Origin of the sequence: Peribacillus sp. NPDC096540 (assembly GCF_050278525.1) — a bacterium.
Classification (GTDB): domain Bacteria; phylum Bacillota; class Bacilli; order Bacillales; family DSM-1321; genus Peribacillus.
This window is the reverse complement of the sequence record NZ_JBNNTG010000006.1, coordinates 1-24,773: the sequence shown is the minus strand read 5'-3', so window position 1 is coordinate 24,773 and position 24,773 is coordinate 1. Positions and strand designations below refer to the sequence as shown.

Genomic DNA, 24,773 nt, shown 5'->3' with positions numbered 1-24,773 from the left:
ATTATTATACTACTCATATTTATGTATGAATTAAATCTCGCTTTGGACATACTTCCTCTCTTCTTGAAGTTGTCCTTTTTTCAGCATATACATCACCTCTACTTTACAGATGACCTGTTGGCTAACCCCCTATTTAATCAATATTTCTTGCAGCAATCCCCTATCATTAAAATAGAAAATAGCATCATATTTTTCCCCATGATATAGAATCGCCTTGTGCACAAGCTGTATACTTGGAGTACCAAACAATTCAATCATTTCTTCGATAGACCTACTTTGTTGATTAGTATCTATACTTATCCCTTTTATGTGTTCATCATCGGTATAGGTAAACTTCACAATTTCATTTAATTCAGTGGCGTTACTTTCATCTTTACTTTGCCCAATGAACGATAATAATTGTTCAAGGTTATCTACCTGAAACATATTACTAATATTCTCAAATAACTGCTCTTCTTCAATCGTATTAACTTCCTTGGACATAATCTGTTCACTTACCCAAACAGATTGCTCATTTTTCATAATTTTCAACCAATTGAAATCTTCCACTGGATCTTTTTGAATTTCTTCGATAATATAATAATCTCCAAAAATCACCATACTTATTTTTTCACTTTTCGACAAATCCGGATTATCTCTAACATATCCTGCATTAACATTCACATATCGAATGTCCTTTTCTTCTGGGATTGGTGCATCAGTACTAGAACCTACATGTTTATCCGGGTATTCTGCAATTTTAAGATCCTGACCATTTTGTTCTTTCTGAATAATGGCAAAAAGACTCTCCAATTGTGAAAAAAGAAGAGCCGCCGTTATAATTCCTATCGCTAAAAAAGCACTGGCTATAAGCCTTTTTCTTTTTCCCTTAGCTTTTCTTTTCATTTGTTTCTTATAAACATCAGTTCTCGTGATCATCCCACCATTGTCATCGATAGCTCTGTTAAGCTTGTTTCTCTTTTCCATAATCATTTGTTTAAAGTTCTTTTTTGCTTCAGGAGACAATTCCTTGTAGTCTTTTAAAAACTTCTCATAAGCGGGCGCTACCTCTTCGATTGGCCCATACGCCTTTATCTCTCCTGCCTCCATCCATATCGCCTTTTTACAGAATTTTTTCACCTGACCAATTGAATGACTGATAAAAAAGATCGTCTTCCCTCTTTCTTGAAAACTATTAATTTTATTCAAGCACTTTTCGGCAAAAGTCTGATCCCCAACAGAAAGAGCTTCATCAATGACCAAAACATCAGGATCGATATTTACAGAAATAGCAAACCCTAACCTCGATTTCATACCACTTGAGTATTTCTTCACCGGCTGATCAATAAACTTCCCAAGCTCCGCAAATTCAATAATCTCAGGCATCAATTCCTCTATTTCCTTTTTGTTAAATCCTACCATTAAACATTTCAGTTCAATATTATTCCTACCTGTCAATTGATTATTTAATCCAGATGCAATGGCAATCAAAGACGCTTCCCCTTTAATTTCAACACTCCCCTCACTAGGAGGAACAACACCCGTAATTAAATTTGATAAAGTCGACTTCCCTGCTCCATTTACACCAATAATTCCAATCACATCACCCTTTTCTGCCACAAAACTAATGTTCTGTACAGCAAAAAAATCTTCCCCATAACCTCTGGGCAAAACCAAATCCAAAAACTTCTCAGAATTATTTTTATACATTTTATAACGCTTCGTAACACTTCTAAAGACAACAGCTTTGTTCATAAGAACTCCTTAATAATCTTTATTTACTTAATCAACTTCGCACCCACACAATTAGTGAGCAATAAGTTGGCTGTAGTGATTATATGTAAGAACCATTAGATTATTTAACATAGTGATTAAAAGGTGAAACCATCTCGTTCTTCGATATAATAAGATTGTCGAAAAATGGTTACAAAATAGAAGAAAGCTTTCACTTCCTCCTATTCATCAAAAAAGAGGTAATATACTTTTATTACCTCTCCCACCTTCTATTTTATTGAATGGCTATACTTTGGGACTTTTTAGCATTATCAAACAATAAAATACTGCCATCTTCTTTTATATATTTATCTGTGAATCTACCCTTGTGTAAGATAACTTTTGAGTATGGAACAAAATATACGTCTGAAAAGAAATCCTAAAATTATATAGTCATTTTCCAAACATGACTTTATATACCCAAACCTCTTAATAATATATAAATTATTCACCTTTATAGTACCATAGACTTACTTATTGTAAATATTTTTTAAAGTTTTCCTCAAATCCGCCAAAATAAGAATATATTAATGTTTTTGCTAATTTCCAAATTACTCCTCCAGCAATTACTGATTCATAGTCTCCTATTAAATCTGCTTCTCTTTTTAGATTGCTTACATTTTTCTATTTTGATATATTTAGTGAATATTCGTTTAATTCAGAAAGAGGCTACCTTATGAAAAAAACCTATATTCTCTTATTTCTCATCTTGGCCAATCTGTTTTGGGCCGGTAATTACATATTTGGCAAATACGTTGTGACCGAACTTTCACCAATCCAACTAACATTTACCCGCTGGCTAATTGCCGTTTTCTTATTATTCCCACTAGCCCATTGGATTGAAAAACCAAACTGGAAAAGTGTATGGAAAGCCTGGAAAGTCCTTTTGATAATGGGCATACTCGGCATCATCAGTTATAATTTTTTCCTTTATTGGGCTCTGACCTACACAACATCCATGAATGCAGCTCTTGTCAATTCAATTAATCCTGCATTAATCGTTCTTTTTTCTGCATTGCTGTTAAAGGAGAAAATTTCAATCCATCATGTACTAGGTCTTATCATTTCATTATTCGGAGTATTATTAGTTTTAACAAAAGGTCATCTCCTGGAAATTTTCCATCTCACTTATAATAAAGGCGACCTGTTGATGATTCTGGCTATTCTTGTTTGGACCTTCTATTCAATAATCGGGAAAAAGCTGAAAAACATTCCGATTATTTCAGCCACAGCCGTTTCTGTATTTCTCGGATTGATTCTCGTTGCTCCATTTGCCATTGGCTCAGGACTGAACTTTGATTTAAGTAGCCAAGCAATCACAGGACTTTTATATATTGGAATCTTCCCATCCGTCGGCTCCTTTATTTTCTGGAACATTTCGCTTCGGCATATCAATGCCAGCCAGGCTGGAATTTATCTTAATCTGATTGCCGTCTTTACCGCCATTCTAAGCCTGATTTTAGGACAATCGATTACTATCGTCCAAATCCTGGGCGGGCTCCTTGTCTTCACTGGCGTCTATTTGACAAGTAAAAAGAAAAAGCAACAACTAGCTGTCACGAAGACCATGTAAAAGTAATCAGAAAATCGAATCCATGAACGCTTTCTTGTCTTTCCCCCTTGTCTATCCAGCGTGATTTACGTTATCCTTTAAAGAAGAAAATCTGAATGTAAAGGTGTGCTTTAGTTGAGGATCAATAAATATATTAGTGAGTCCGGGATTACTTCGAGACGAGGCGCGGATAAATGGATTGCCGAAGGCCGAGTAACGATTAACGGTTCTGTAGCCGAGCTTGGCAGTCAGGCTAAACCAGGCGATGATGTTCGAGTTGATGGCAAACCCATAAAAGTAGAACAGCAAAATGTCTATATTGCTCTGAATAAGCCGATAGGCATTACTAGTACCACTGAAAAACATATTAAAGGAAATATTGTAGACTTTGTTAATCATCCACTAAGGATTTTTCATATTGGACGTCTTGACAAAGACTCAAGCGGCCTCATCCTGCTTACAAATGATGGAGATATCGTGAATGAAATTCTACGTGCAGAGAATAAGCATGAAAAGGAATACATTGTAACTGTGGATAAGCCACTTACCTCTTCTTTCATACAAGATATGGCATCCGGCGTGGAGATTCTAGGTACGAAGACACTGCCTTGCAAGATCGAACAGCTGAACAGATATACGTTTAACATTACATTAATGCAAGGATTGAACAGACAAATCCGCCGTATGTGCTCAGCGCTAGGCTATGAGGTCCGCGATTTACATCGAATTCGGATCATGAACATCCATTTAGACGGGTTAGCCCTCGGACAATGGCGCGACCTAACAAAGGATGAATTGACGGAACTGTATACGGAGTTGGATTATACTCCTAGGCAGAGATAACTAAGGAAGGATGCCCCTGGGTTCGGGGGCACCCTTTTTTTCATTGTTCCAGACTTTTTAACAAAGGATTTTAACTTTACTCGTGAATTTTGCTTATTTACTCGTGAATTTTGCGCATTTACTCGTGAAATTGACTATTTTACTCGTGAATTTTACGCATTTACTCGTGAATTTTACGCATTTACTCGTGAATTCCGATGATTTACTCGTGAATTCCAAAAAAAAAGCAACCCGCTTAAGGCTGCTCGTTATCGGTCATATTTTACACCCACCATAAATCAGTGGGGCTTTCGTTGATAAGGACAGTTTTCAAATTGGTTACTGCACGTTGAAAACCTTCTTCAACTGACATGAGCGGGTCTTCATGTTCAATGCTAACGACATAGTCATAGCCATATGTGCGAAGTGCACTCATGATGTCGGACCACTCCTGAAGGCTATGGCCGCAGCCCACCGAACGAAAGTTCCAGGCACGGGTTTGGATGTTTCCATATGGCTGCATATCGGTAAGTCCATACATATTGATGTTATCCTGATCCAAGTATGTGTCTTTTGCATGGAAGTGGTAGATTGCTCCCGCTTTCCCTAGGATTTTGATGGCTCCCACCGGTTCGATCCCCTGCCACCAGAGATGGCTTGGGTCAAGGTTAGCCCCGATTGCGTCCGATGTAGCTTCCCGAAGTTTTAGCAAGGTGTAAGGTGTATGAACGAGAAAGCCTCCGTGCAGTTCGAGTCCGATTTTTATATTATGTTCATCAGCAATTGCCGCTGTTTTTTTCCAATAAGGAATCAATTTTTCTTCCCATTGCCATTTCAAAACGTCTGTATACTCATTCGGCCATGGGGCAACAGGCCAGTTTGGATATTTGGCTCCTTCATGATCACCCGCAGTACCGGAAAATGTATTGACGACTGGGACATTCAGTAAGGACGCAAGTTTGATTGTTTTAATGAGCGTTTCATCGCTTTCTTTGGCAAATGGTTCATCTGGAGAGATGGGATTGCCATGGCAGCTGAATGCACTGATAGTTAGGCCTCTTGTTTGAATAGATTCCAAGTATTTTTTACGCTTTTCTTCACTTTCCAACAGTTCATCCAGCGGACAGTGGACATTACCTGGATACCCGCCTGTACCGATTTCAACTGTTTTTAAACCAGAGGCTGCCACATAATCAAGCATATCCTCGAATGATTTTTGTGCGAATAGTACTGTAAAAATTCCTAACTTCACTAGCCCCACCTCACCTTTTCATTAGTAGATGCTCATAACTTTTCCACTTGCTGAGCTTTGATAAATGGCTTCAATTATCTTCGAAACTTTCATGGCCTCCGACGGTTTTACCAATGGTTCTGCAAATCCAAGGCAGCTATCAATAAAATTCTCGGCTTGTTGGAGATCCGGTGTATCCTCTCCTGGCATCCATACCGCTTCGCTATTTAAAAGCATACCGTGTTTTGCCTGATTCAAAATTAACGGGAACACATCCAGTCCGCCCTGCGTTCCGGATAAACTCAAGACTGTTGCTTCTTCACGGATATTCGCGGCCCATGATGTTTCGAATAATAAAGATGCACCGTTGGCAAATTTGATATACGCGGTTGCATGATCATCTACTTCAAATACAGAGGCATCGAAATTGCCCCATAGATTGACCTGATCCACACCCTTACTGACATAATTATATGTCGAACCTACAATTTCAATCGGCTCCGGGTCATCCATCAGCCATAAGGCCAAATCAAGTAAATGGCAGCCGTAATCAATAACGCTTCCTCCACCCTGCAATTCCTTACTCGTAAAAACTCCCCACCCAGGAACTTTCCGACGTCGGATTGCCTGTACACGAGCTACATACGGCTCACCAATTTCACCGGCCTGGATCATTTTCTTCGCAGCCTGAGCTTCCTTCATAAAGCGGTAATGGTAAGCAATTGAAAGTACTTTTCCTGATAAGTTTGCAGCCTCGGTTATTGTTTTACATTCCTCGGTTGTAATCGCCATAGGCTTTTCGCACAACACATGTACACCTGCTTGCAGCGCGGCGATAGAAATTTCCGCATGAAACTTGTTTGGCGTGGCAATCGTAACAGCATCCACTTCCGCGAACATTTCTTCATAGTTGGTAAAGACCTTTTCAATATGATATTCACGCGCCACTTCTCTCGCCTTCAGTTCATCTATATCCTGAATTGCGTATAAAACTACCTTGTCTTGAAATTTTTGAAAAGCCGGGATATGCCTTTTTTGAGCAATTCCCCCAGCACCGATTATTCCCATTTTTAATTTGTACATGATGACTATTAACCCCTTTATAAGCGGATGATTTTTCTGGATGCATTCGATTCCATCGCGCCAAGAATGACTTTTAATGATTTTAATCCTTCAACTCCTGAGACGAGAGGGACCTCATTGTTTAACACACATTTTACAAAGTGGCTGATTACTTCAGAATCATGCTGTCCTTCAGAGTCATTTGTCTGGATGCTACCTAATTGAATGGTTTCTGTCTTACCATTATCATGATGAATAATCAGTGAGTATTTAGGATCGTCTTCAAGACGTAACACAGCTTTTTCCGCATAAATGACCGTCGCATTGTCTTCTTTCGCATAAGACCAGCTGGCTGTGAGAGTACCAATGATACCGCTTTCCGTTCGCAGAATACAGGCAGCACTGTCATCAACATCTGTATTTTTCTTAGCAGTCGTTTCTACAAATGCCCCTACTTCTACAAATTCTTCTCCCAGGATATAACGCAATAAATCAGCTTTATGAACGCCTAAATCGCCCATAGCACCGATAGCTGCCTGATCCTTTTTAAAAAACCAACTATCCCGTCCGTCCACGCTCCATGTCTCTGGTCCGGAATGTCCAAAAGCCGTCCGGAAGCTGTAAACCCTCCCTATCTCACCACTATCAATAAGCTGTTTCGCTTTTTGATGAGAGGGGACAAAACGCTGATTATGACCAATCATTAATATTTTGCCGCTTTTTGCAGCAGCTAAATTCATCTTTTCTGCGTCATTTAAAGAAGTTGCCATTGGTTTTTCACAAAGAACATGCATACCTGCTTCCAAGGCAGCAATTGTGATTCGGGCGTGCAGGTAATTTGGTGTACATACACTGACAGCCTCAATCTCCTCATTCTTCAAAAGTTCTATATAATCAGTATATGCTTGTGCGTTATACCTTTGTGCTGCTGCATTCGCCCGGTCTTGCACAATATCACAAACGGCAATTATCTCTGTTTCCTGAAGCGCTTCGTATTCTGGAAAATGCCTGTTTTTTGCAATACTGCCGCATCCAATGACTCCTACTTTCACTCTGCCCATTCTACTCTCTCCTTCACTTCATCTCTTTATTGAGATAGTTTCCAACGGTTCGGCTTTTCCATATACCGATTTATTGTTAACTTCCGGCTTGACCCACTCAACGGCATTCTTAATCACCCGTTGTATTTGCAGATTATGGTATGTTGGATATGTTTCATGACCTGGCCGGAAATAAAAAATCTTACCTTTACCACGCTGATACGTACAACCGCTTCTGAATACCTCCCCACCTTCAAACCAGCTGATAAATAATAGTTGGTCCGGCGTAGGGATATCGAAATGTTCCCCGTACATCTCTTCCTTTTCAAGTTCTATATATTCTCCGATTCCCTCAACGATCGGGTGACTTGGATCAACAACCCAAAGCCGTTCCTTTTCATCCGCTACCCGCCATTTCAAATCGCAAGTCGTGCCCATTAATTGTTTGAAGATTTTTGAGAAGTGTCCAGAATGGAGGACGATAAGACCCATTCCCTCGAGTACCCGCTTATGAACCCGTGTGACAATTTCATCATGAACTTCTTCATGTGCGACATGCCCCCACCAGAGAAGTACATCCGTTTTCATCAGTATCTCTTCAGTTAACCCATGCTCTTCTTCATCGAGTGTAGCCGTCTTCACCTCGATTTGTTCGCTTTGTAAAAAGGCAGCAATCGCACCATGGATTCCATCCGGATAAACTTCAGCAACATCAGGTTTTGCTTTTTCGTGGCGATACTCATTCCATACTAGAACTCTCATGAACAATCTCCTCCATAACAATTTGTCGGCAACTTGCTCTATATGTTTAACTAGTACCTCTTAATTTCGAACGCAAACGTTTGCGTTAGGAATAATAAAAATTCAGTGATTATAAGAACATACTTGCCATTTCGAAAAAGTATGAATTTTAAAAATTATTAGTGATAATCTATATTGTAAATTTATGTTAACAAAAATCAAGCATTAATTGGCAAAACATTTCTACATGTTTCATTTATTTTCCTTTTTAACAACAAAATGCGACTCTCGCTTTATAATTTTGGTTGGAATCCTGATACTTTTTTCCATCATTTCGGGATTTGCAATTAAATCAAACACACATTTTGCCGCTTCAAAACCTAACTGATACGTATGAATATCGACTGTTGTAAGTGGCGTACTTAAAAATTCAATAAACTCTGAATGATTAAAACAGACGACACTAACTTGCTGAGGTACTTTTAAATTCTTTTCCGCCAAAACCCCTAATAAAAGTACTCCCAATAAAAGATCCATAACCATAAAAGCAGTTGGAGCTTCCGGTAGATTCAATAATTCCTTGATTGCCTTTATCCCATCTGCTCGATTTAAAGGAATCAGCTTGATATATTCCTTAGGCACATTTAATTCGGCCTGTTCCATCGCTTGTTGAAACCCTCTTAAACGGGCTTGAATTACTTCAAACTCAGGGCTGCCCCCTAAAAAAGCGATTCTCTGATGACCAAGATTGATTACAAACTCCGATAATTCCCTGGCTGCTTGAACATTATCGTTATCAATGAAGGTGATTCCGCTCAGGTTCGTGCTTGGTTTCCCAATCAATACAAATGGAAATCCCTGCTTTAATAAATAGGGCACCACTTTATCATCCTTTTTCGAATACAAAACAATCATACCGTCCACTCGTCTACCCTGAACCATTTTCACGACGTCTTCAAAAATATCATCCTCGGTTTCACCGGTCGTTAGAGAAAGACTGTATCCCTCTTTATTACAAAAATCCCCGATGCCACGGATAACCTCTGGAAAAAAAGGATTGTAAAGCGATTCTCTGGCTGAATTTTTCATGACGATTCCAATAGCCTTCGTGGATTTCGTGACCAAATTCCGGGCATTTTCATTCATATGATAGCCCATTTCCTTTAATACCTTTCGTACCTTACGCTTTGTCTTTTCACTGATTGCTGGGCTGTTATGGATTACACGCGATACCGTTGATGGAGCAACATTCGCTTTTTTGGCAACGTCCTTTATCGTAACAGACATATTCATCACCACTTCCCGTTCACCGCACATGGCTTAATATTCCCTATATTTAAATAGTTATTTAACGGCTCCATCCGCAATTCCTTTGATAATTTGCCTTTGAGCAAAAAAATACGCGATAATGACTGGGATAATGGATAAAGTAAGACCAGCCAAAGCAAGATGCCATTGTTTCGTATACTGTCCAAAAAAGAAGAATAATTTAAGCGGAATGGTCTCCGAGCCAGCGCCTCCAATAACAAGGGATGGCAACAGGTAGTCGTTCCAAATCCAAATAACATTTAAGATTCCAACTGTAATCGACATTGGTTTTAATAAAGGAAAAATGATATACCAAAATACTTGAAACCGGTTCGCCCCATCTATTTTCGCTGCTTCGTCAAGCGAGATGGGAATCCCTTTTAATGTACCATGATATAAGAATATCGAGAGACTGCTACCAAAGCCTAAATACATGAAAATTAACCCGGCCTTATTCAACATCCCAAGCTGTCCGAATTGGGCAACAAGCGGTATCATCACAGATTGAAATGGAATCAACATGGCTGCCACAAACACGAAGAAAAGCAAGGAACTGACTTTACTCTTATTTCGTGAAAGCGCATAAGCCGCCATTGCTGAAAAGATAATAATTATTACTACGCTGACGCCCGATATCAATAAAGAATTAAATAAAGTCCGAAGGAAATCCAATTGTTCGAAAGCTTGAGTAAAGTTTTCGAATGTCCAAGTTTTAGGCAAACCCAGCGTGTCGGCAAAAATATCACGCTTCATTTTAAAAGCATTAACAATCATTAAATAAAAAGGAGCGAGCCATAATAATGCCAAGATGAAACCGATGAAACCCACCAGCCATAGCTTCCACTTTTTTCTCATTACAGCTCAACCTCCCTTTTCTTATTGATATACACTTGTGTTAGAGAAACTGCTGCTACAATTACGAAGAAGATAACAGCCTTTGCCTGCGCATATGCCATATCATTTTCGGTAAAAGCGGATTTAACAATGTTCATCGCGACCATTTCAGTTGAGTTATAGGGCGCTCCGTTCGTCAAAGAAAGATTTTGATCATAAATTTTAAAGGAGTGGGAAAGCGTTAAGAACAAACTAACGGTAAAAGCCGGTGCGACAAGCGGAAAAGTAATATGACGAAAACGTTGAAAGCTGTTGGCCCCATCAATTTTAGCCGCCTCGATAAGGTCTTCAGGAACCGCTTGTAAATAAGCAATATAAATGATCATGATATAGCCAGCCATTTGCCATGACGTTAAAATGATTAAACCCCAAAAACCGGTTTCTGTCGTTGACAACCAGCCATTAAAAGCTTCAATCCCTGTCAAATCACCAATTGCGCCGAATACTTTAATAAAAATAAACTGCCAAATAAAACCTAGAATCAATCCACCAATCAAATTTGGCATAAAGAAAACTGTTCGAAGTATGTTGCTTGATTTAATTTTCGATGTCACGATAAGCGCCAAACTCAAGCCGATAATATTAATTACCACAATAGCTACTACTGAAAATTTAATGGTGAACCAAAATGTATCCAGAAACCCTTTATCCGTAAACAAGTCTATATAATTTTTAAGTCCTATAAAGTCTGGAGTTCCAAGACCGTTCCAATTCGTAAATGAATAATAAAATCCGTAAATGAGTGGCACAATCACCACCAAAATGAGTGCAGCAAGAACAGGTGTCAAAAACAGCCAATATGCGGCATCCCGATTTCTCAATGAAACCGACCTCCTTATGAATGATATATTAGTAGAAAATGAGTTTTATTTTTGGAATGGAAAATCGAAGAATATCTAATAACCGGACTTTCCCTATGACGACTTTCTTGTAACAAGGAACAACCAATCGACACAGCTTACGACGGCGATTGGTTGTTCCCCATTTACGGAATACTTATTTACTATGAATTTTCTCCCAATTTTCAATATTTTGTTGGACAAGTTCATCCCATGTTAATTTACCGGTTACGTATTTTTGGACACTTGCACCTAGGTCATCATTCCAACCAACCGGATATCCATTAAAAACCCAGCCAGTCGTCTTTCCATCTTGTGAATATTTATAAATTTCTTTTGAAAGTGGATCGGCGATTTTTTCTACGTCATACCCTTCATAAGCTGGAATGAATTTAAAATCCTCCAAAACAGCTTTTTTTCCTTCATCAGATGTATACATCCAGTCGAGGAATTTCTTCGCTTCTTCCTGAACTTTTTCATCTGATTTTTTGTTCACTGCCCAATAGTTTGGAACCCCAACTGGCATCCCCGCGGCTGTATCCCCATTCGGAATCGGAATAATGCCAATACCGTTTTCGGCTAACTCAGGATCCATATCGTACACTGTGTTATACACCCAGTTTCCTTGCTGAATGATTGCAACCTTTTCAAGCGAGAATAACTCTTCCACTTGTTGAGAATAATCAAGACTTGCTGTCGGCTGAACAGAATATTTATTTTGAATATCGACCAGTTGCTTAAACTTGTCTCCATCCGTAAATTTAACGGTTGGCGACTTGCTCGCAGTTAACACATTCCCATCAAACTCAGGTGCTAAAAAGACATTGGATAAGTGGTTTCCTGTTACCCACTTCTCTTTAACCGGATAAGCGAAAACTGCCTCGATTTTCAATTTATCTTTCTGTGAATCCAGTTTTTTAACCGCAGTCTCTAGAGCTGTATAACTAGTAATTTCTTCAGGTTTAATTCCGGCTTCTTCAAAAATTCGTTTGTTATAAATCAAGCCATATCCTTCTTGGTTAAATGGAAGCCCTAGAACTTGCCCGTCCTCTTCCACGCCATCCAATGTACCATCAAGCGCAGCAGCTGCAGCCTTTGTATCCTTTAAATCTGATAATCTATCTTTATATTGTTCAACATCTATTGGTCCGCCAATGTTAAAAACTGATGGCTCCTCACCGGAAGCGAACTTCGCAGTAATGGCTGATTTATAATCATTCCCACCACCAACTGTTGAAATCTTGATTTTTACATTTGGGTTTTCTTTTTCATATTGTTTTGCCAAATTCTCAAATTGCTGCTTAAACTCTACTTTGAATTGAAAAATATCCAGCGTCACTTTATCTTTGTCTTTAGAGTTACTGTCTCCGCCTGTAGAAGAAGAGCATCCAGCCAAAATTACACTAAAAATTAATAAAACAGAAAAGATTCCCCCGTACCATTTTTTACGTCTCATGCCTACCAACTCTCCCTTTTTCATAAGATCTTATGCAATTTTAAGAAAACGTTTGCATAAAATGGTAAAAAATATACACATCTAAATCTACTATATTATTATTCTATCCAATCTTTTATACATCACCTCCTTACAGAATTTGTGTAAACGTTTACATTTGTGTGATTTATATTACCACTAAATTCCATAATTTACAATTAAATTGTATTATTTTGTAAATAATACGTATGATATAAGCCTTGTCTACCTATTTATATGATTCACAAACCTAAGATTATTCCTTTATTTGATTATAAAATTTTTTCGTAATGGGCATTATACTTTCTTAGCAAGTTTTAATAGGGAAACCCAAAGGCTCCCCTCTATTCACTTCAATACCATCTTCACATTGGATGAACCATACTCATCCTTCAGTTCATAATATTTATCACTTGCTTGTCCAAATTCCTCAAATACACCACTAATGATCAGTTCATTCGTTTCCTTATCAACTATGCTGTACTTGATATTGCTTTTCCCAAACTTTCTGTCATCCACTTTTAAAAGGATCATATTGGACACACCTCCATATTTAATGGCTGCACTCCTCAGGGTGTTTGGATTCTTACTTACATAATATAACAAATTATTCTTAATTTACAGATTTTTCTCCTTTTGGAAAAATAAAAAAAGCCTATTTAGGCTCTTTGCATTTATTTCCTTAGTTTCAAATCAAATGTTTCAAAAATACTATATAGGATTTCTCACAATTAAAAGGAGCCTCATTTGGCTCCTCAATATGGTTTTAAGACTTCGAAATATCTAAGAATCCTTCCCCAAATACATCACGAACATCATGTATGGCTATAAAAGCACTTTTATCAGTAGACTGTACAATTCTCTTTAACTTGAGTACCTCTTGCTTACTAATAACAATATATAGGATTTCTTTGGAGTCTTTTGTATAGTATCCATGACCACTAAAAACAGTCACCCCTCTATCCATCAATACGGTTACTTGTTTTGCAATCTGATCTGCTTCTTTTGATATGATGGTAATCGCTTTTTTCGGGTTCAATCCCTCAATGATGAATTCCATCGTTTTTGTTCCAATATAAAGCATTAGGATAGTAAGCATCAGACCTTCTGCGCCAATGATGAAATAAGATGAGAACGCAACGATTAAATCGAAAAACAGAAGTCCATAACTTAAGCTCCATCCCAAATATTTATTCGTAATTCGGGCTAGGATCGTTGTACCGGCAGTCGTGCCTCCAACACGAATGATTATACCGATCCCTGCTCCGGCAAAAACCCCGCCAAATATCGCATTGATGACCATTTCATCGGAAGAAATATTCCAACTTTCGGTTAAATGAAGGAAAAGCGAGTTGAATGCAACGGCGATGATGGTATAAATCGTTGTCATTTTCGACAGATATTTATAACCGACAATGAGCAGGAAAGCGTTAATGATCAAACTTAACAGCCCTGGTGACCATTCAAAAAGATAAAATAAAATGATAGTTATCCCCGTGACTCCTCCCTCACCAAGTTCATTGGGAATAACGAAAAGATTTATTGCCAAAGCGAAAATAAAAGCTCCTATTAATATAAATAAAACATCTAAAGAAATCTTTTTCATATTTAATTACCTTCCTTTATGTAATTGTTAATGTGAAAAGAAATAGGTTAATTTCACTGCTCTATAGTAACATGGAATTCCACTTAATCCTTCAAAGATTTGAAGGTTTAACAAAAAGAATACCTTGGAGGTTAGAATATCTTAAATGAACAAGCCTAATGCATAATAAGGGCACTAATTTTTGGTTTAGATTTTTAGACACTAGCCGAAAAAAGAAAAAAGCTACTGTCCAATTGGATTACAGTAGCTTTTCTTTGTTATTAAAATAATTCAATTCAGTTAAAGAAGAACCTGCTATAGAAAGAAAAGTACTTTTACCTAGCTTGATGGGCCAACGATGGCCACAATCGAGAAATACGGTCATGAGCAGTCACCATATTAGTTCCTTCTCCTTAAAACTTACTGACATTATCAAATGTTAGTTTTTAACTCATTACGCTACCCTCCCAATTGGTTTAAAAGCATCAATTTTCCGCTACTCAATAAAGTGAAAAAATGATCTGAATTTCATCAATTCGAGCCCATACCACTTAAGATTTCTTTTTAATCTGCAGCTAGTTCCTTTCCAAAGAATCTTATTTGCCATCATGATTAGTTATATTCTCCCGCCATTAGATACTCGGAATCCATCGAGGTCTTCATTATCTACGAATAAATTAATTATTAATGATGATTTATATTATCTCGAGTTATGTTCCTTTTCAAAGCTTGACAGTTTCATGGAGTCATGATTAGATGATTTTATATGTTAACTAAAATTACTTTTAGTTAACATATAACAAAAGGAGAATTGTCATTCACATCGAAAAACAATTGCACTGGGAAGTAAAAATGAAGGCTGTAGCAGCTCTTCTCAATAAACAAGATCTTGAATGGGCAGTTAAAAAGGATTCAATTTTTGGAAAAGAAATGGGTGTTATTGAATGAAACAGCTAAATTTAGTCATGCTTCCTGGCTGGGGAATGGAAAAAGGAGCGTTTCAACCCTTAATCAAACCTCTGTCTGAAGTATTTCACCTTTCATTTATAGAATGGAGAGATATTAAAACACTTAATGACTTTGAAGAACGAGTCATAGACACAGTCTCTACTATTGATGGTCCTGTGTTTTTACTTGGTTGGTCATTAGGGTCTCTAGTAACACTTGAACTTGTAAGTTCGTACCGAGAAAAAATAATAGGTTTTATACTTATTGGCGGAACAAGTCGGTTTACAACGGATGAAAACTATTCATTTGGCTGGGATCCACGCATAGTAGAGCGTATGAAGAAACAACTACAACGAGATAAAAAGAAGACTTTGACTTCTTTCTATGAAGCAATGTTTTCCGAATCTGAAAAAGAAGAAGGTTTTTACCACCAATTTACCAAGATGATTCAACGCGAGTTTCATGGAGATAACGTGTCTTCTCTACTTATAGGTTTGGATTATTTACTTCAGAAAGATGTTAGAGTAAAGCTCGACCAGATTGAAACCCCTTATTTATTGATTCATGGGAGTGAAGACAAAATTTGTCCAATTGAAGCCCCTTCTTTCATTGCTGAAAATCTAGGGGAAAAAGCTAATTATCATATTATAGAAGAAACAAGTCATATTCCATTTTTCCCAAAATCACAGGAATGTGTGCAGCTTATTAAAGCATTTATTCAAAAAGGAGTACATTCATGATTGATAAACAATTGTTAAGTAAGCGGTTCAGTGAACATGCGAAAACATATGCTGCGTATGCCAATGTTCAAAAAAACATGGCGAAACAATTAGTAGATTTACTTCCTCAAAAAAACAGCAATCAAAAAATTAACATTCTTGAAATTGGCTGCGGCACTGGTTACTTAACCAGGTTACTCGTTAAAACATTTCCTAATGCTTCTATTACCGCTGTTGATTTAGCACCAGGAATGGTTGAAGTGGCGAAAGGAATAACAATGGAAGACCGTGTTACTTTTTTATGTGCTGATATCGAAGAAATGACGCTTAATGAAAATTACGACTTAATTATTTCTAATGCAACGTTTCAATGGCTGAATAATCTTCCTGCAACCCTTGAAAAATTGTTTACACGATTAACGACTAAAGGAAGCCTGATATTTTCAACCTTTGGAATTAAAACCTTTCAAGAGCTCCACATGTGCTATGAACGTTCCAAAGAAAAACTTCAACTGTCCATTGATAGTTCACCAGGCCAAGAGTTTTACTCTCTTGAAGAATTATCTCAAGTTTGTAAAGAAGCAATCACTTTTTCAACAGTTTCACCATTTGAAATAACAGAAATAGAAATGCTTGAACTAGAGTACTTTCAGACAGTACGTGAATTTTTTACTTCAATTAAAAAAATTGGTGCAGCTAACAGCAACAAAGAAAACTACTGCCAACGCCCTTCTTTTTTTCGAGAGTTAATCAACATATACGAAACAGAATACCGAAATGATTCAGGCGTGAAAGCAACCTATCACTGTTTGTTTTTTAAGATAAAAAAACATGCAACCCTCACAACTTAATCCAAAAAAAACGGACTGGGATACCAACATAGTATCCTTTTCTTATAGCCGCATATAAATTCCTTACATAATTGTAGTCCAACTATCGACTACTAGTTCCATCTAGTATTCAGCTGCTCGCTGTCCATTAGGATTAGTTTTTCTCAAATAGTAAAGTTCATCTTGTTTTTGAATTTAACTAAACAAGGTTTCAAAAATTCAGGCCGCCACCTCTCCTAATTCCTTTGGAGAAGCGGCGGCCTATTTATCTGTTACTCGGAATATATCAGCGCTTATTGTAATTACTCAAATCATGAGAAAGTGTTTTACGTTTAACTTTTTCACCCGAAAACCTTGCCATCTGTAATATTGACCACTCGATCACATAAATCTAACATTCTTTCATCGTGCGTTACCATGATGGCCGCTTTATTTCTTGACTTCACCTCATGAGCAAGCATTTCAACAACATCCCTGCCTCTTTTGGAATCAAGACTTGCGGTTGGTTCATCCGCTAAAATGATTTCAGGATCATTCATCAACGAACGGGCGATGGCTACACGTTGACGTTCCCCGCCCGACAGTGCTTCTGGTAAGTGATCTGCACGATGTCCGAGTCCAAGGTTGCTAAGCAATTCTTCTGCTTTTTTTACTGCTTTCTTATCGCGTTGACCAATCAATTCAGAAATAAGTAGAAGCTGATCTCGTACGGAAAGATATGGTACCAGATTCGACGATTGAAAAACAAACCCAATCTTCTCAAGGCGTACGCGTGTCAATTCCTTTGGAGATAGTGATGTAATATCCTCATTATTCAACAGTAGGCGACCTTTACTCGGAGAAAGTAAAGCACCTGCAATAGAAAGAAAAGTACTTTTTCCTGAGCCTGATGGGCCTACGATGGCCACAAATTCACCCGCTTTTACATTTAGGGAAATATGGTCAAGGGCTGTCACCTTATTATTGCCTTCACCGTAAATCTTACTGACGTTGTCAAATAATAGTTTATCCCCCATTACGATACCCTCCCTATTGCTTCAATCGCATCAATCTTCGCTACCCGATATAGCGATAACAGTGAACCTAATACCGATACAAATAATAGTAAAACGGAATATTTAATAACCAGACTGGTACTTAACTCAAATGGCATTCCCTCTGGCATAATTAAAGTGACACCATATGTCAGTGCAACACTAATAGCAATGCAAGCCACAGCAAGTAGCATAACCTGACCAACTATACTTTTTGCAAGGTAACTCGTATTAGCTCCAAGTGCCTTAAGGACACCAAATTGATTCGTTTTTTGTAAGGTAATGACATAGAAGAACACTGCCAAAACAAATGCTGCAATAACAAACAAGAAGGCAATCATCATCGTCAATGTACCCTGTTCCTCTTTGAACCCTGGTATACTCTGAAGTGATTCATCTTTCGAAATGAGCGTTAGGTCTTCAGGCAATGATTCACGTACATTCTCTTCTGCCTTTGAATCCATTTGCACGGCTATCGTGCTGATTGAATCATTCCCTTGATTTTTCAATGCTGGGTTAATCTCCTGCCATCCCTTAACATTCATGTAAACTACCGGTGAATGGCTGTAAGACTGCTTTTCAGTAAAACCAACAATGGTTAATACTTTTCCTGACATGTCATCTTTTAATGAATCACCTAATTTATAGCCAACCTCTTTTAAAGAACGATCAGCAACAACTTCACCTTGTTTCTTATTATTATAGTTCCTTCCTTCAATGACCTTCGGTGCTAATATACCATTGGCATTGGTCGCGAAAATCGTGACATCGGTTTTTTCCGTTGAGCCGATTTTATTCAATGTGGTCATCATTTGCCCAAGACCTTCGGCAGCTTTAACATCCGACGAATCACGGATTTCATCTAGCTTTTCCATGGATATGATCGATCGGTTCAATTTATTTTTAGAGTCATGCTCCATAACGAAATAGTCGGCATTCATGTTTTGTATAGATGAAGCGTTATCTGAAGATAGTCCATTAGCTAATCCTGAAATAATAAAGACAAGCAAAGCGACCAAAATCATGATTAATCCAATAAGCAGATAACGTAACTTTGAATGTTTTAGTTCACGTATTGCTAAAAACATTATTTCATCTCCCATTCCTTTTGTTACCGATTGAGATGAACCTAATGTCATAATGTGCTTGACGTTCAATCGGTATGAATTGATTGTAATCAATCAATATGAATGGAAGATGAACGAAAGATTACATAAAGGGCAACCGGATATAAAAAGTGGTCCCTTTGCCAAGTTCGCTTTGAACCTCAATTGTTCCTCCATGAAGTTCAACCGTCTTTTTCGTTATAGAAAGTCCTAGGCCACTACCTGTTTCACTCCGGTTTCGCACTTTGTCGACTTTATAAAAGCGGTCCAGGATATAAGGGAGGTCTTCTTCTGGAATTCCCATCCCCGTGTCCGCGATCATCACTTCAACAAGACTGCCTATATTTTTTATCCGAATATCGATCGAACTGCCGCTTTCGGAGTATTTAATACTGTTGGTTATCAAATTGGTCCATACTTGGTTTAATAGTTTCTCATCAGCAGAAATGATGGTTGATGGTAAATCCATTTCAATCACCATATCTTTTTCACGCCAATTCCATTCCAACATAAACATCACTTGCCTTATTTGTTGTGATAAATCAAAACTAGACCGTTGCAGCGGGTCATCCTCTTTATCCAAGGAAGCAAGCATTAGGAGCTGTTTACTCAACAAGGACATGCGCCGGCTCTCTTTTTCAATAATAGACAAGTACTTATTTCTATGTTCCTTTGTCAATTCCTCCGATTGAAGGGTTTGAGAAAAACCTTGTATAGATGCGAGCGGAGATTGAATTTCATGAGAAACATTTGAAACGAATTCCTGTCTCATATCATCTAACCGCTGTATACTTTGAGTCATTTTCGAGAAATGTTGGGCCAAATCCCCAATTTCATCACTGCGGGAGACATTCAATTTACTACTATAATCCCCATCAGCGATTCTCTTTGTAGCCTCTGTTAATTTCGTAATTGGCTTAACAATGAAACGCGTGTTAATAATAACAAATAAAAAACTGAGTAGGAGCGTAAGTACGAGCAAAACAGAAAGGTAAAAGCGGAACTCTCCAAACTGCAGTTCTATATTCGGCCTTACAAACAAGGCATATTTCTCGCCATCCACATTAATTGGGACCCCAACGCTATTGATTAATACATCCTCAAAAAAACCCGTAATAAATAGTCCATTATTATAATTAGCTATCCCTTGATAGGTTTTCCCGTTCAAAACTCCTGAAATCGTGTCTGAATCCAAAGCTGTTTCCCGAAACGGCTCCCCATATAAAGTCCCTTCACCCTGCTCATTAAATAAATACATTTGATAGTGCAATCCTGCTATATGATTTAAATACGCATCAATATCCTGACCTGGATTTTCTTCATATAAAGAGACGATCTCACCAGCAACTTTGCTTATCTTCTCGCCATTGTGTGGTTTCTGAACCTTATGATAATAGACATTGGAAATTATAAAAGCGATGACACTGGCAAGCACCATGATCAAAATGGTTTGAATGACAATCCTGAAATAAAGTGTTTTCACTTCTTATTGACCTCCAGTTTATAACCTAAGCCACGGACAGTCTTTATCACAAAATCATCGGTCCTTTCGGTGAATCGTTCACGTAACCGTTTTATATGAACATCAACCGTCCGATCATCTCCTTCAAAATCAGCACCCCAAACCAGTTCAATAAGCTGATCACGCGTAAAAACCTGATCAGGAAAACTTCCTAATTGAGCTAATAGCTCAAATTCCTTGAGTGGCAGAAGTAATGTATTTCCCTGTATCCTCACTTCGTAACTTTTACGATCAATAATCGTTTGATTCAAGGAAATTAGTTCAGAATTAACCATGCGATACCTGCGCAAAAGAGCTTTAATTCGAAACAACAGCTCTCTTGGTTCAAATGGTTTTACGAGATAATCATCAGTACCAGCATAATATCCTTTTTCTTTGTCAATAAGTTGATCTTTAGCCGTCAGTAAAATAACGGGTAAATCATATTGACCCCGTATTTCCTTACAAAGATCCAGTCCGTTTTTATATGGCATCATAATATCTACAACAGCAAGATGGATTCGTTCTTTCTCTAGTATTGATGAAGCTTCATTTCCATCCTTCGCTTTGAACACCATGTACCCTTCTTTTTCTAAGTGAAATTTTAATAATTCTCTAATATGACGATCATCATCAGCAATTAATATATGTATCAAAGAAACCACATCTCCACTTCTTTTAATAACCCTAGCTATTCATACAATAGCAATAATTGAGCATTTAAAACAACAAATACTGACTAGTGCTCTAGAAAACCGGTGATTACTTTCCTTATAAATTAGTTTGCCAATAATATGCAGGCCTATCTAAAGAAAAAAACGAACAAAGTTTTTAAAAGCCTTGTTCGCTTTTTTCATATACCTATCGTAACTCCCCTGCTTATTCTGCTCTTGGCAAGTAAATGGGTTAATATTAGTCATTATTTATTTCTATCATTCAAGTGGTGATTATCCCACTGATACTTGGATTTGTTGTTAAAATGTTTTCGGCAAACAAGCAGAGGCTGGTGCAAAGGCTTTGCCTCTAGTATTTGTCATTTCTATCGTTCTGATCGTATCTGCCGTAGTGAATATTCATGATTATAGGTCCAATTCATATTTAGATGCATTTTTAGGTTTCATTACCTAATATGTGAAATGCCTTTCCCCTGAATAAATGAACTTACTGCCTATGTTGGGGGTATTTTTTTGAACTACCTGCTATACTACTAGATAAAAGTAAGACATAAAGCTCTTGCTCATGACTTGGTTATAGTAATTGAATTTCATTTTAAGGATGAGGGAATATAATGTCACCAAAAATAAAATCGTCACGAAAAATTGCTAGATATTCATTAATGATCATGGGGGCGGGTTATATTGCAACCACTCCATTTCAAGGTTCGTTGCCGTTAGATTTATTACATGGAGGGTTTGAGGCAGGTCTAGTCGGTGGATTAGCAGATTGGTTTGCAGTCACTGCATTATTCCGCCATCCGCTTGGATTACCAATCCCTCATACAGCTCTTTTGCCCAATAATCGTAAAAGAATGACAAATGCACTTGTTTCGATGTTAAAAAATGACTGGCTTTCTAAGGAAAGTATTCAAGACAAAGTAAAGCATATTCCTTTTACAGAAAAGTTGATCCCTATTTTAGTAAAAGAGATACAAAGTGATACATTTAGAAAAGTCCTTATTAAACTTATCAAGCAAATGATTTGTTATATAGATATTGAAAAAATTACACCTTTCGTTGCAAAAAAAATTGAAGCATCACTTTCTAACATAGAAATGAGTAAGTTTCTTCATTTAGTAAGTTCACAGCTACTTAATGAACAATTTGATAAAAAAGCTTTAGATCATGTTTTGAAAAAAGCTGAAGATTGGTTAAGAGAAAAACAAACCAGTCACCAACTAGGTACTGTTTCCATGGATGTACTTAGTAAGATTGAACTAGATGGTATGCTTCAGTTTGCCGTTAAATCCATTCAAAGTCTACTTAACGAAGAGAAACTTGGAAATATCATACAAAACCTTTTATTAAGTGTTATAAATAATTTACAAAACGAGGAAGAACCAAATAGAGAGGCTTTAATCTTATATATCAGGAAAGAGATACAAGGCATTAACCATAACCAGGAGCTGTTAGAAGGGGTTGAAAAATGGAAAAAACAACTTCTAACAAAATGGGAGCCTGAGGAAACAATAATGGGAAGTCTTCAACAAATTCAACAAGATGCATTAGATTTCGTAGAAGATGAACACTTCATGGATGCTTACCTGACTCCAATGATTCATCACATACTAGACAACATACAAGAAAATAGCACCCACATTGATAATTGGATACAGAAACAAATTACTGTTCTCATTGAAAATAATCATACGCAGATCGGTAATCTTGTACAAGAAAATTTAGATAAGCTAGACAATGAAACGCTGATTGATATGATGGAAAATGGTGTAGGAAAAGACTTACAATGGATTCGTGTGAACGGAGCAGTCTGTGGTTTTATAATAGGGCTTATCTTAACAGGTGCGCAGGCTCTACTTAGGCTGTTATAATTCTGGCACCGGTGGCCGATTTGGTTTCAGCAGTTTGCTGCTGTTACCCGATTCAATCCGGTTTCTAGTTTGTTATTTATGCACGTGATTCTCTCAGCTTCGGAAAGTTTCAGGCTGGGTCTGATTCGCTGCTTCAGTCGCTCTCTCATAAGCAAAATAGCCAGTGATTCCCCACATTAATAATGATAATAAAAAAGGCCCTTAGAAATTTATATTTAGGTTAGATAAGTAACACAGTAGACAGTAAAAGGACCACACATTTTAGATATGTCTAATATGTGTGGTCTTATTTATTATTAGGCCATGTTAAAGTTATTGGCTGATTTTGAATAAATCATAATCAGTTGTGGATTCCTGATTTGTAATTTATGAATGAAGGGGTAATTCAAATGACTGTGGCGACCCATACCCGCTGATATTTAGAGGGATAAAGAATATATCTTAGGGTTTCTTTCCCGCCAATTTACTCCATCTGCTTCTCAACAAGGAGCTTTAATAGGTGAATGAAGGGTTTTCTCAAGCTTTCATTGTCGTCATCAAAGTTAATCTTCTTGCATCTATTTATGGTCCATAAAAAATCATAAATAGCATTAGAAATATGTCTACTACTAACAATATCTTACCAAAGAGATTTTTTATGGCTAACACAGAAAATACAATAGAAATCAAGAATGAAAAAATTGCGAGTTTTGGTGAAAAATATGCAAGGTCTAAAATACTTATCATAGGAAGGAAAATACAAAATTAAATAGCTAACAATTATAAATATCATTGAAAAAAGTAATGCTATCGTCATATAAATAAAAGTCCTGAGTTTTTTCAGTTGTTGTTTCTCATAACTATTATCAACCATTTTTTCCTCCTGATATTAAGTTTGCTTAATCCTTAAAAATCAACCTTTACCGAATACTATTCTCTATCTGAACAATAAATACATAAATCACTCACCATTTTTAATCCACTCCTAATTAGACAATTCTACTTACATTAGTAAAAAGTAGCTGCAATACCTGTAGAGCTTGCATCCGAAAAGTTATTTCATAGCATTGGATGTAAGTGCCATGTATCTTATACGATTAAACCAGAACGCTTTTCAAAAGGCTCTGTTAAAGGGTTTTGTTGATTTTTTTGATGAACTATCGGGGCAGATTAGTTTAGTAAGATACCTTCCATCTGTTTAATTGAGTGCCAGCTCATGTTATAATGGACAACCTAGGATAATTACCACTTTTGAACGGATGCCAAGAAAAGCCTCCGCATAGCGATAAAATATGGAGGTGTAAGAGAATGAATAAACAATGGACGATAGGTAAAATTAAAGAATTTGTAGAGAACAATTCGGAAAGTAAGTTGCTAACGACGGAATATCACGGTTTTTCTCAAAAGTTACTATTTAAATGTACATGTGGTAGCAACTTTGAAAAAACATTTACGAAATTTAAAAATAAAAACCAACGTAAATGTGACGTGTGCCAACCGCCTAAAGCGTCACGATAATAGCGAATAAACGAAGTGCCGATTTCTATCAAAGAGAAGTTGGCACTATTTTTATTTTATTAGGGGGAATAAAAGTGGATTTCACTATAGGGGATAACAGGTGCGTTAGCTGAAGATCAGAGCTGTCTTTACGGCAGCTTTTTTGTATGAAATTACTTTAGTGAAAGGCCATACTTAAATAAGCCCACCATATTCTCATTTTTTTGTATGAAATTACTTTAGTGAAAGGCCATACTTAAATAAGCCCACCATATTCTCATTTTTTTGATGGGCGTAAATGTACTATGTCGTTA

21 protein-coding genes and 1 pseudogene are annotated in these 24,773 nt (G+C 37.3%); 7 read left to right on the top strand and 15 right to left on the bottom strand.

The features are described from left to right. Positions 1–129: 129 nt before the first annotated feature. Positions 130–1,734, bottom strand: a complete 1,605-nt coding sequence (gene tagH, locus ACQKMR_RS08050) for a teichoic acids export ABC transporter ATP-binding subunit TagH (protein ID WP_427696829.1) — start codon at positions 1,732–1,734, stop codon at positions 130–132. Positions 1,735–2,428: 694 nt separating this feature from the next. On the opposite strand from tagH, the gene ACQKMR_RS08045 reads away from it, so the two are divergent. Both ACQKMR_RS08045 and rluF read left to right on the top strand, forming a co-directional pair. Then, positions 2,429–3,325, top strand: a complete 897-nt coding sequence (locus ACQKMR_RS08045) for a DMT family transporter (RefSeq protein ID WP_427696828.1) — start codon at positions 2,429–2,431, stop codon at positions 3,323–3,325. 114 nt (positions 3,326–3,439) lie between these two features. Beyond that, positions 3,440–4,147 (top strand): 23S rRNA pseudouridine(2604) synthase RluF, encoded by a 708-nt coding sequence (gene rluF, locus ACQKMR_RS08040; RefSeq protein ID WP_427696827.1) that lies wholly within the window; start codon positions 3,440–3,442, stop codon positions 4,145–4,147. 262 nt (positions 4,148–4,409) lie between these two features. On the opposite strand, the gene ACQKMR_RS08035 is transcribed toward rluF, so the two are convergent. The 10 genes from ACQKMR_RS08035 to ACQKMR_RS07990 all read right to left on the bottom strand — a co-directional run bounded on the left by ACQKMR_RS08035 (position 4,410) and on the right by ACQKMR_RS07990 (position 14,321). After that, positions 4,410–5,378, bottom strand: a complete 969-nt coding sequence (locus tag ACQKMR_RS08035) for a sugar phosphate isomerase/epimerase family protein (protein WP_427696826.1) — start codon at positions 5,376–5,378, stop codon at positions 4,410–4,412. Between the two features lie 21 nt (positions 5,379–5,399). Further along, complete coding sequence (locus ACQKMR_RS08030) at positions 5,400–6,440, bottom strand: Gfo/Idh/MocA family protein (RefSeq protein ID WP_427696825.1); 1,041 nt, start codon at positions 6,438–6,440, stop codon at positions 5,400–5,402. Between the two features lie 17 nt (positions 6,441–6,457). Next, complete coding sequence (locus tag ACQKMR_RS08025; protein WP_427696824.1) at positions 6,458–7,480, bottom strand: Gfo/Idh/MocA family protein; 1,023 nt, start codon at positions 7,478–7,480, stop codon at positions 6,458–6,460. 18 nt (positions 7,481–7,498) lie between these two features. Next, positions 7,499–8,221 carry a ThuA domain-containing protein gene (locus ACQKMR_RS08020; protein WP_427696823.1) on the bottom strand — a complete coding sequence of 241 codons (723 nt, stop codon included), beginning with the start codon at positions 8,219–8,221 and terminating at the stop codon, positions 7,499–7,501. A 231-nt stretch (positions 8,222–8,452) separates the two neighbouring features. Beyond that, the gene (locus ACQKMR_RS08015; RefSeq protein WP_427696822.1) at positions 8,453–9,487 is read right to left on the bottom strand and encodes a LacI family DNA-binding transcriptional regulator; all 1,035 of its coding nucleotides are present in this window, start codon (positions 9,485–9,487) and stop codon (positions 8,453–8,455) included. Between the two features lie 57 nt (positions 9,488–9,544). Next, positions 9,545–10,363 (bottom strand): carbohydrate ABC transporter permease, encoded by an 819-nt coding sequence (locus tag ACQKMR_RS08010; RefSeq protein WP_328113329.1) that lies wholly within the window; start codon positions 10,361–10,363, stop codon positions 9,545–9,547. Then, positions 10,363–11,223, bottom strand: a complete 861-nt coding sequence (locus tag ACQKMR_RS08005) for a carbohydrate ABC transporter permease (protein WP_427696821.1) — start codon at positions 11,221–11,223, stop codon at positions 10,363–10,365. The genes ACQKMR_RS08010 and ACQKMR_RS08005 overlap by 1 nt, the downstream gene beginning before the upstream one ends. A 175-nt stretch (positions 11,224–11,398) precedes the next feature. Continuing rightward, the gene (locus tag ACQKMR_RS08000) at positions 11,399–12,697 is read right to left on the bottom strand and encodes an ABC transporter substrate-binding protein (RefSeq protein WP_427696820.1); all 1,299 of its coding nucleotides are present in this window, start codon (positions 12,695–12,697) and stop codon (positions 11,399–11,401) included. A 366-nt stretch (positions 12,698–13,063) separates the two neighbouring features. After that, positions 13,064–13,249: a hypothetical protein gene (locus ACQKMR_RS07995; protein ID WP_056522652.1), complete on the bottom strand. Its 186-nt coding sequence runs from the start codon at positions 13,247–13,249 to the stop codon at positions 13,064–13,066. 232 nt (positions 13,250–13,481) lie between these two features. Beyond that, positions 13,482–14,321, bottom strand: coding sequence for a YitT family protein (locus tag ACQKMR_RS07990; protein ID WP_427696819.1), 840 nt, complete (start codon positions 14,319–14,321; stop codon positions 13,482–13,484). A 923-nt stretch (positions 14,322–15,244) separates the two neighbouring features. Here ACQKMR_RS07990 and ACQKMR_RS07985 point away from each other — a divergent pair. Both ACQKMR_RS07985 and bioC read left to right on the top strand, forming a co-directional pair. After that, positions 15,245–15,988 carry an alpha/beta fold hydrolase gene (locus ACQKMR_RS07985; protein WP_427696818.1) on the top strand — a complete coding sequence of 248 codons (744 nt, stop codon included), beginning with the start codon at positions 15,245–15,247 and terminating at the stop codon, positions 15,986–15,988. Next, positions 15,985–16,818, top strand: a complete 834-nt coding sequence (bioC, locus tag ACQKMR_RS07980; RefSeq protein ID WP_427696817.1) for a malonyl-ACP O-methyltransferase BioC — start codon at positions 15,985–15,987, stop codon at positions 16,816–16,818. The genes ACQKMR_RS07985 and bioC overlap by 4 nt, the downstream gene beginning before the upstream one ends. A 320-nt stretch (positions 16,819–17,138) precedes the next feature. On the opposite strand, the gene ACQKMR_RS07975 is transcribed toward bioC, so the two are convergent. The 4 genes from ACQKMR_RS07975 to ACQKMR_RS07960 form a co-directional block, all read right to left on the bottom strand. Next, entirely contained in the window at positions 17,139–17,813 is a 675-nt protein-coding gene (locus ACQKMR_RS07975; RefSeq protein ID WP_427696816.1) for an ABC transporter ATP-binding protein, read from the bottom strand. Continuing rightward, entirely contained in the window at positions 17,813–18,919 is a 1,107-nt protein-coding gene (locus ACQKMR_RS07970; protein ID WP_427696815.1) for an ABC transporter permease, read from the bottom strand. The genes ACQKMR_RS07975 and ACQKMR_RS07970 overlap by 1 nt, the downstream gene beginning before the upstream one ends. A gap of 121 nt (positions 18,920–19,040) precedes the next feature. Then, positions 19,041–20,420, bottom strand: coding sequence for a sensor histidine kinase (locus ACQKMR_RS07965; protein WP_427696814.1), 1,380 nt, complete (start codon positions 20,418–20,420; stop codon positions 19,041–19,043). Then, on the bottom strand, positions 20,417–21,094 hold the full coding sequence (locus ACQKMR_RS07960; protein WP_427696813.1) for a response regulator transcription factor: 678 nt from the start codon (positions 21,092–21,094) through the stop codon (positions 20,417–20,419). The genes ACQKMR_RS07965 and ACQKMR_RS07960 overlap by 4 nt, the downstream gene beginning before the upstream one ends. 204 nt (positions 21,095–21,298) lie before the next feature. Here ACQKMR_RS07960 and ACQKMR_RS07955 point away from each other — a divergent pair. The 3 genes and pseudogenes from ACQKMR_RS07955 to ACQKMR_RS07945 form a co-directional block, all read left to right on the top strand. Beyond that, positions 21,299–21,506: pseudogene (locus ACQKMR_RS07955) on the top strand (bile acid:sodium symporter family protein); the annotation flags it as partial. Between the two features lie 220 nt (positions 21,507–21,726). Further along, a complete protein-coding gene (locus ACQKMR_RS07950) occupies positions 21,727–22,983 on the top strand; it encodes a DUF445 domain-containing protein (RefSeq protein WP_427696812.1) in 1,257 nt (418 codons plus the stop codon). Between the two features lie 1,287 nt (positions 22,984–24,270). After that, complete coding sequence (locus ACQKMR_RS07945) at positions 24,271–24,480, top strand: hypothetical protein (RefSeq protein ID WP_289318034.1); 210 nt, start codon at positions 24,271–24,273, stop codon at positions 24,478–24,480. Positions 24,481–24,773 lie beyond the last annotated feature (293 nt).

Coding starts and splice junctions, on each gene's coding strand:
- ACQKMR_RS07970 (WP_427696815.1), bottom strand. CDS start 18,919: ATGTTTTTAGCAATACGTGAACTAAAACATTCAAAGTTACGTTATCTG.
- ACQKMR_RS08010 (WP_328113329.1), bottom strand. CDS start 10,363: ATGAGAAAAAAGTGGAAGCTATGGCTGGTGGGTTTCATCGGTTTCATC.
- ACQKMR_RS07945 (WP_289318034.1), top strand. CDS start 24,271: ATGAATAAACAATGGACGATAGGTAAAATTAAAGAATTTGTAGAGAAC.
- ACQKMR_RS08025 (WP_427696824.1), bottom strand. CDS start 7,480: ATGGGCAGAGTGAAAGTAGGAGTCATTGGATGCGGCAGTATTGCAAAA.
- ACQKMR_RS08015 (WP_427696822.1), bottom strand. CDS start 9,487: ATGTCTGTTACGATAAAGGACGTTGCCAAAAAAGCGAATGTTGCTCCA.
- ACQKMR_RS07995 (WP_056522652.1), bottom strand. CDS start 13,249: ATGATCCTTTTAAAAGTGGATGACAGAAAGTTTGGGAAAAGCAATATC.
- ACQKMR_RS08000 (WP_427696820.1), bottom strand. CDS start 12,697: ATGAGACGTAAAAAATGGTACGGGGGAATCTTTTCTGTTTTATTAATT.
- ACQKMR_RS07950 (WP_427696812.1), top strand. CDS start 21,727: ATGTCACCAAAAATAAAATCGTCACGAAAAATTGCTAGATATTCATTA.
- tagH (WP_427696829.1), bottom strand. CDS start 1,734: ATGAACAAAGCTGTTGTCTTTAGAAGTGTTACGAAGCGTTATAAAATG.
- ACQKMR_RS07990 (WP_427696819.1), bottom strand. CDS start 14,321: ATGAAAAAGATTTCTTTAGATGTTTTATTTATATTAATAGGAGCTTTT.
- ACQKMR_RS08020 (WP_427696823.1), bottom strand. CDS start 8,221: ATGAGAGTTCTAGTATGGAATGAGTATCGCCACGAAAAAGCAAAACCT.
- ACQKMR_RS08030 (WP_427696825.1), bottom strand. CDS start 6,440: ATGTACAAATTAAAAATGGGAATAATCGGTGCTGGGGGAATTGCTCAA.
- ACQKMR_RS07975 (WP_427696816.1), bottom strand. CDS start 17,813: ATGGGGGATAAACTATTATTTGACAACGTCAGTAAGATTTACGGTGAA.
- ACQKMR_RS08045 (WP_427696828.1), top strand. CDS start 2,429: ATGAAAAAAACCTATATTCTCTTATTTCTCATCTTGGCCAATCTGTTT.
- ACQKMR_RS07985 (WP_427696818.1), top strand. CDS start 15,245: ATGAAACAGCTAAATTTAGTCATGCTTCCTGGCTGGGGAATGGAAAAA.
- bioC (WP_427696817.1), top strand. CDS start 15,985: ATGATTGATAAACAATTGTTAAGTAAGCGGTTCAGTGAACATGCGAAA.